Raw genomic sequence first — 6,044 nt, 5'->3', positions numbered from 1 at the left:
TTCGGGTACGACGGGTGTCAGCCGGCCAGCCAGGGCTCGACCAGCTCGTCCCAGAGGTCGGCGTTCGCCTGCCGGAAGAAGCCGTGGTGGCCGAGCCGGCGACCGTCGAGCTGGTCGGGGCTGAACCGCTGGCGGACGATGTCGGCCGAGGAGTACCAGTCGTGGAGGTGCTGGATGCTCGCTGCGCTCATCAGCTCGTCGTCGGTGAACGACAGCGACATCATCGGCGCCTTCACCTCCGCGAAGAGCGCGGGCGCCTCCGGGTGGTCGCGCTGCAGGTACTCCGGGTGCAGGCACCAGCGCGCCCACTGCCGCATCGCGCCGCCGGGCAGGTCGCCGAGCACGTTGATCCGGCTGCCCGGGTAGTAGCCGGCGAGGCGGATGGCGGCGGGCGCGATCGCGGTCCACAGGATCGGTGCGATCCAGCGGACGCCGGGTTGGTTCCGCCGCCAGTAGCCGTCGCCCGCGGTCACGGTGATCACCGACGACAGCCGGGTGTGGTCGACGAAGGGGACCATCTGCCCGCCGAGGCTGTGACCCACCCAGGTGACCGGGAGGCCGTCGGCGTCGTCGGCCACAGCGTCGAGGATCGCGCGTACGTCGGCGAACCAGCGGTCGACGTCGGCGGTCTCCGACTTCATCTCGGCCCGGCTGCCCATGCCGCGGTAGTCGAAGGTGACCGCCCGCCAGCCGCGCCCGGCGAGCCGGGTGGCGAAGGGTGCGTAGAAGGACGACGGCGTCGCCATGGCGGGTACGACGAGCACGACTCCCCGCGGCGCGCCCGCGTCGCTGGTCGGCTCGAACGTCGTGATCGGCAGCGCGCGTCCGTCGTCGGCGGTGACCGCTTGCCTCGTGTTATGACGAGTGTCATAGTTCATGGCGGCGAGTTTATGACGACCGTCATAACCGACGCAATAGGATGGACCTGTGGCACGCGACACCCGAACCCGGATGATCTACGGCGCCGCCCGGATGATCGGCACCCGCGGCGTCGGCGCGATGAGCCTGCGCGACCTGGCGAAGGAGGCGGGCGTCCCGATCGGGTCGACGTACCACCACTTCCCCGGCGGGCGGCAGCAGCTGATCGAGGAGGCGATCCGCACCATCGGCGGCGCCGTCACCCGGCGGATCGAGGTCGGCCGCGAGCGCGGCCCGGTCGCCGCGCTCGACGCGTTCGGCGACGAGTGGCGCGCCGTGCTCGAGGACACCGGCTTCAGCTCGGGCTGTCCCGTCTTCTCGGTCGCGACCGGCGACGACCCCGGGCTGCGCGACATCGCCACCGAGGTGCTCGAGTCGTGGCAGGCCTCGCTCGCTGACGTCCTCTCCGACGCGGGCATCGACCCCGGGCGCGCACCGCGGTTGGCGATGTTCGTGGTCGCCGCCATCGAGGGCGCGGTCGCGCTCTGCCAGGCCGAGCAGTCGATCGCGCCCCTGCGCGACACGATGACCGAGATCCACCACCTCGTCGACGACGCGCTCGGCGATCGCTGACCCTGCTCCTAGGCTGGTCCCGTGATCGTGGACCGCACCGACGAGGAGCTCCGCTACGCCCTGCCCTGCAAGTGGGGCCTGATCGATGACGACGTGCTGCCGGCCTGGGTCGCCGAGAGCGACTACGCGTGGGCACCACCGATCGCCGCGGCGCTCGCCGAAGCCGTCGCCCGAGGCCTGACCGGCTACCCGAACTTCGACGAGGGCGGACCGCTCGGCGAGGCGTACGCCGGGTTCGCGCGCCGGCAGTTCGGCCACGAGCTCGACCCGGCCGCGGTCATCCCCACGGCCGACGTGACCGCCGGCGTCCGGCTCGCCCTCGACGTGCTCTCCGAGCCGGGGGCGGTCGTGATGCCGATCCCCGGCTACCCGCCGCAGCTCTCCATCGCCGAGATCACCGGGCGGCAGCGGGTCGACCTGGTCGTCGACCCCGACTCCGAGCGGGCCGAGATCGACCTCGACGCCCTCGACCGGCTCTTCGCCGACGGCGCCCGCACCCTGCTGCTCACCCAGCCGCACAACCCGTGGGGGCGGGTGTTCACCCGGTCCGAGCTCGAGGGCATCCGCGACGTCGTACGCCGTCACGGGGCGCGCGTCGTCTCCGACGAGATCCACGCCCCGCTGGTCCTCGCGGGCTCCCCGCCGCACGTCCCCTACCTGTCCCTCGACGGCACCGCCGACCACGCGGTGGCGGTGGTCGCGGCCTCGAAGGCGTTCAACAGCCAGGGCCTCAAGTGCGCGCAGATCATCGCGCCCGACCCCGCGACCTGCGCGCTTCTCCGCGACGTGCCGATGGCGCGCAACGACTCCTGGTCACCGCTGGGCGTGGTGGCGAGCGTCGCCGCCTACACCGAGTGCGACGACTGGCTCGACGCCCTGCGGGCCCGGCTGTCCTCCCAGCGCGACCTCCTGGTCGACCTGCTCGCCGAGCACCTCCCCGAAGCCCGGATGCGGCCGCTCGAGGCGACGTACCTCGCGTGGATCGACCTGCGCGCCTACGGCCACGACGACCCGGCGGCGGTCGCGCTCGAGGCCGGCCGGGTGCGGCTCTCGCCCGGCCACGACTACCACCCCGGCCTCCCCGGCCACGTGCGGCTCAACATCGCCACCAGCCCCGACCGGCTCGCCGAGATCGTGCGCCGGATGGGGAAGGCGCTGGTCTCGTGACGGTTGCTGCGCAACCTCCTCGACCAACGGGAGCAGGTCGCTGAGGCAACCTCCTCGACCAACGGGAGCAGGTCGCTGACGCAACCTCCTCGACCAACGGGAGCAGGTCGCTGACGCAACCTCCTCGACCAACGGGAGCAGGCCGCTGACGCAACCTCCTCGACCAACGGGAGCAGGTCGCTGAGGCACCCTCCTCGACCGACGGGTCAGTCGTTGCCCGCGCGAGTGGCGGTGACCAGGTCGGCGTACCACTGGAACGACCGCTTCTTGGTGCGCTTCTGGGTCGCGTAGTCGACGTGCACCAGGCCGAACCGCGGCGTGTAGCCCTCGGCCCACTCGAAGTTGTCCAGGAGCGACCACGCGTAGTAGCCGCGCACGTCGACGCCCAGCCGCACCGCTTCGGCGCACGCGGTCAGGTAGGCCGCGTGGTAGTCGATCCGCAGCTGGTCGTCGACGACGCCGTTCTCGTCGGGCCCCATGTTGTAGGCGCAGCCGGACTCCGTGACGTAGATCGGGGGTACGGCGGCGCGGAGCCGGGCGCGGAAGATGATGAGCCACTCCCGCAGCGCGTCGGGCACCACCGACCAGTTGAGGTCGGTCGTCGGGTAGCCCATCACCTCGCGGAACTCGAACGGCATCGGCGCGTCCTCGCCGGCCGCGCCGATCCGGAACGGGGTGTAGTAGTTGACGCCGTAGAAGTCGAGCGGCTGCCGGATGGTCGCCATGTCGCCGGGTTGGACGACGTCGTCGAGCAGCGGCGCCAGGTCGACGGGGTAGCGACCGAGCAGCATCGGCTCGATGTACATGCCGTTCCACAGGGCGTCGAACAGCTTGGACGCCCCGACGTCGGCGTCGTCGTCGGACGCCGGCCACACGGGGGCGTGGTTGTTGGCGCAGCCGACGCTCGAGGCGCCGGCTGCGCGCAGCGCGATCGCGGCGCGCCCGTGCGCCAGCAGCAGGTGGTGGGCCACCGGCATCGACTCGAACATCAGCTCCTTGCCGGGCGCGTGCATCCCGACCGCATAGCCGAGCGTGGTCACGACCGCCGGCTCGTTGATCGGGACCCAGTGCTCGACCCGGTCCGCGAGCCGCTCGCCGACGATCGCCGCGTAGTCGGCGAAGCGCTCCACGGTGGCCCGGTTGCACCAGCCGCCGTCGTCCTCGAGCGCCTGGGGCAGGTCCCAGTGGTAGAGCGTCACCATCGGCTGCACCCCGACGGCGAGCAGCTTGTCGACGAGCCGGTCGTAGAAGTCGAGGCCCGAGGCGTTGACCGGCCCGCTCCCCGTCGGCTGGATGCGCGGCCAGGCGATCGAGAACCGGTAGCCACCGGCCCCGAGGTCCTTCAGCAGCGCGACGTCCTCGTCGACCCGGTGGTAGTGGTCGCACGCCACCGCGCCGCTGCTGCCGTCGGCGATCCGCCCCGGCTCGGCACAGAAGGTGTCCCACACGCTGGGCCCACGGCCGTCCTCGGCCACCGCTCCCTCGATCTGGTACGCCGCCGTGCTGGTGCCGAAACGGAAGTCGGCGGGCAGCCTGGGAAGCTGCTCCGGCACCGTCACGGCACAATCCTGCAGTGTGAGCGTGGAGATCCGCAGGAGTTCGAGCCGGTTCGTCGAGCGGGAGCAGGGGCGTCGTACGCAGCACGGGTTCTCGTTCGGGGCGCACTACGACCCGGCGTGGCTGTCGTTCGGTCCGATGGTGTGCCACGACGACCACCTGCTGGGGTCCGGCCGCGGCTTCGAGGAGCATCCTCACTCCGAGCTCGAGATCGTCACGTTCGTGCTCTCCGGGTCGCTGCGGCACGCCGACTCCCTCGGCACCGCGGGCGTGCTCGCCGCCGGCGACCTGGCGGTCCTGTCGGCGGGTGCCGGCGTGCGGCACAGCGAGGTCGCCTCGGACGCCGGCCCGGCGCGGTTCGTCCAGGTGTGGCTGAAGCCGGACGCTCCCGGTGCCGCGCCGTCGTACGCGCGAGGCTCGTCGGCCGCTGCGGTCCCGGGCGCCGGTCTGGTGCCGGTCGCCGGCGCCGGAGCACCGCTGGAGGTCGGCGTCGCCGGTGCGTCGTACGCCGTCGCCCGGCTGGCCGGCGGCGAGACGCTCACGTTGCCCGACGCCGGCCGGGTCCACGCCTACGTCGCCTCCGGCGCGCTGCTGCGCAGCTCGCTCGCCGAGCCGCTCCAGGCCGGCGACGCCTTCTGCTTCGTCGACGAGCCGGCGCACGAGGTCACCGCGGGGGTGCCGACCGAGGTCCTGGTCTGGTCGTTCGCCCGCTGAGGTGGTCCAGCCGGGCGGTCAGCTCACCTCAGGATCTTGATCGCGCCGGGCCGGATCTCGACCGCCAGCGGCTCCTCGCCGGCGCCGGGCAGGTCGCCCAGCGACTCGCCGTCGGCGCCGACCGGCACCGGGGCGCCCGTGCGGTCGTACTGGCCGGACAGGGTCACCCGGGTGCCCCGCAGCACGGTCACCTCCGGGAGCGTGACGTGTGCACCGTCGTACACCTTGGGCAGCGAGCGGATCAGGTCCAGGCGCCCGGCGGCCTCGATGACGACGACGTCGAGCTCGCCGTCGTCGACGGAGGCGTCGGGCGCGATCGCCATCCCCTTGCCGTAGAAGCGCGAGTTCGCGATGACGACGTTGGCGGCTCGGTGGGTCGAGGAGCGACCGTCGATCTCGAGCGTGAGATCGAGGGGACGGTAGGTCGCGAGACCGCGGACGGAGGCGACCGGGTACTGGAGTGACTTCGGCAGCCAGTGCGATCGGTCGACGATCTGGGCGACGCGCGCGTCGACTCCGGCGTACACCGATCCGGCGACCATGACGCCGACGCTTCCCACACGGGAGACCGACAGCAGGTCGACCGGGGTCGGCGTACCGCCGAGCAGCAGCTCGACCTGCGCCTCCTCCGTGGTCGGGACCTCCAGCATCCGCGCGAAGTCGTTGCCGCGCCCGGCGGGGATGACGNCCGGCGGGGATGACGGCGAGCTCGCCGCCGGCGTCGACGACGGCACCGGCGACCGACGACAGCATCCCGTCGCCACCGACCGACACGACGACCCGGCCGTCGGCGACGGCCGCCTTCACCAGGTCCGGTACGACGGCGGGCGAGGAGGTGTAGCTGACCTCGACCTCGGCGCCGGCCTCCCGGAGCCGACGCGCGAGCGGTACGACGACCTTGGGCGCCGCGCCGCCCCCCGAGTTCGGGTTGACGAGGAAGGTGAAGCTGCGGCGCTGCCGGCGACCTCGCAGCTCGCCCGTAACGTCGCCGTCGGCGCTCGGCTCGCGGCCCGAACGGCCTCGCGCTTCGCTCGCGGTCACGGGATCAGCACCCCCGGGTTGAGGATCCCGGCCGGGTCCAGCTCCCGCTTCACGGCACGGGGCACGTCGACGCC

7 protein-coding genes and 1 pseudogene are annotated in these 6,044 nt (G+C 72.6%); 3 read left to right on the top strand and 5 right to left on the bottom strand.

The window, feature by feature from the left end:
* Positions 1-17 precede the first annotated feature (17 nt).
* Positions 18-878, bottom strand: coding sequence for an alpha/beta hydrolase family protein (locus tag H0488_RS21465; RefSeq protein WP_183101246.1), 861 nt, complete (start codon positions 876-878; stop codon positions 18-20).
* A 49-nt stretch (positions 879-927) separates the two neighbouring features.
* On the opposite strand from H0488_RS21465, the gene H0488_RS21460 reads away from it, so the two are divergent.
* Both H0488_RS21460 and H0488_RS21455 read left to right on the top strand, forming a co-directional pair.
* Positions 928-1,491: a TetR/AcrR family transcriptional regulator gene (locus H0488_RS21460; RefSeq protein ID WP_183101245.1), complete on the top strand. Its 564-nt coding sequence runs from the start codon at positions 928-930 to the stop codon at positions 1,489-1,491.
* 21 nt (positions 1,492-1,512) lie between these two features.
* Positions 1,513-2,658: a MalY/PatB family protein gene (locus H0488_RS21455; protein WP_183101244.1), complete on the top strand. Its 1,146-nt coding sequence runs from the start codon at positions 1,513-1,515 to the stop codon at positions 2,656-2,658.
* 206 nt (positions 2,659-2,864) lie between these two features.
* On the opposite strand, the gene H0488_RS21450 is transcribed toward H0488_RS21455, so the two are convergent.
* Positions 2,865-4,217 (bottom strand): GH1 family beta-glucosidase, encoded by a 1,353-nt coding sequence (locus H0488_RS21450; RefSeq protein ID WP_312856476.1) that lies wholly within the window; start codon positions 4,215-4,217, stop codon positions 2,865-2,867.
* Between the two features lie 16 nt (positions 4,218-4,233).
* On the opposite strand from H0488_RS21450, the gene H0488_RS21445 reads away from it, so the two are divergent.
* Positions 4,234-4,929, top strand: coding sequence for a pirin family protein (locus H0488_RS21445; RefSeq protein ID WP_183101243.1), 696 nt, complete (start codon positions 4,234-4,236; stop codon positions 4,927-4,929).
* A 23-nt stretch (positions 4,930-4,952) separates the two neighbouring features.
* On the opposite strand, the gene H0488_RS24410 is transcribed toward H0488_RS21445, so the two are convergent.
* The 3 genes and pseudogenes from H0488_RS24410 to H0488_RS25315 form a co-directional block, all read right to left on the bottom strand.
* Positions 4,953-5,579 carry a hypothetical protein gene (locus H0488_RS24410; protein ID WP_281369725.1) on the bottom strand — a complete coding sequence of 209 codons (627 nt, stop codon included), beginning with the start codon at positions 5,577-5,579 and terminating at the stop codon, positions 4,953-4,955.
* Positions 5,580-5,694: 115 nt separating this feature from the next.
* Positions 5,695-5,970: pseudogene (locus H0488_RS25320) on the bottom strand (diacylglycerol kinase family protein); the annotation flags it as partial.
* Positions 5,967-6,044: FAD-linked oxidase C-terminal domain-containing protein (locus H0488_RS25315; RefSeq protein ID WP_183101247.1), on the bottom strand; the 78-nt coding region annotated here is incomplete at its 5' end. The gene H0488_RS25315 and the pseudogene H0488_RS25320, both read right to left, overlap by 4 nt.

This window comes from Nocardioides pelophilus, from assembly GCF_014180685.1.
Taxonomy (GTDB): Bacteria; Actinomycetota; Actinomycetes; order Propionibacteriales; family Nocardioidaceae; genus Nocardioides; species Nocardioides pelophilus.
This window is presented reverse-complemented; position numbering and strand designations above follow the sequence as displayed.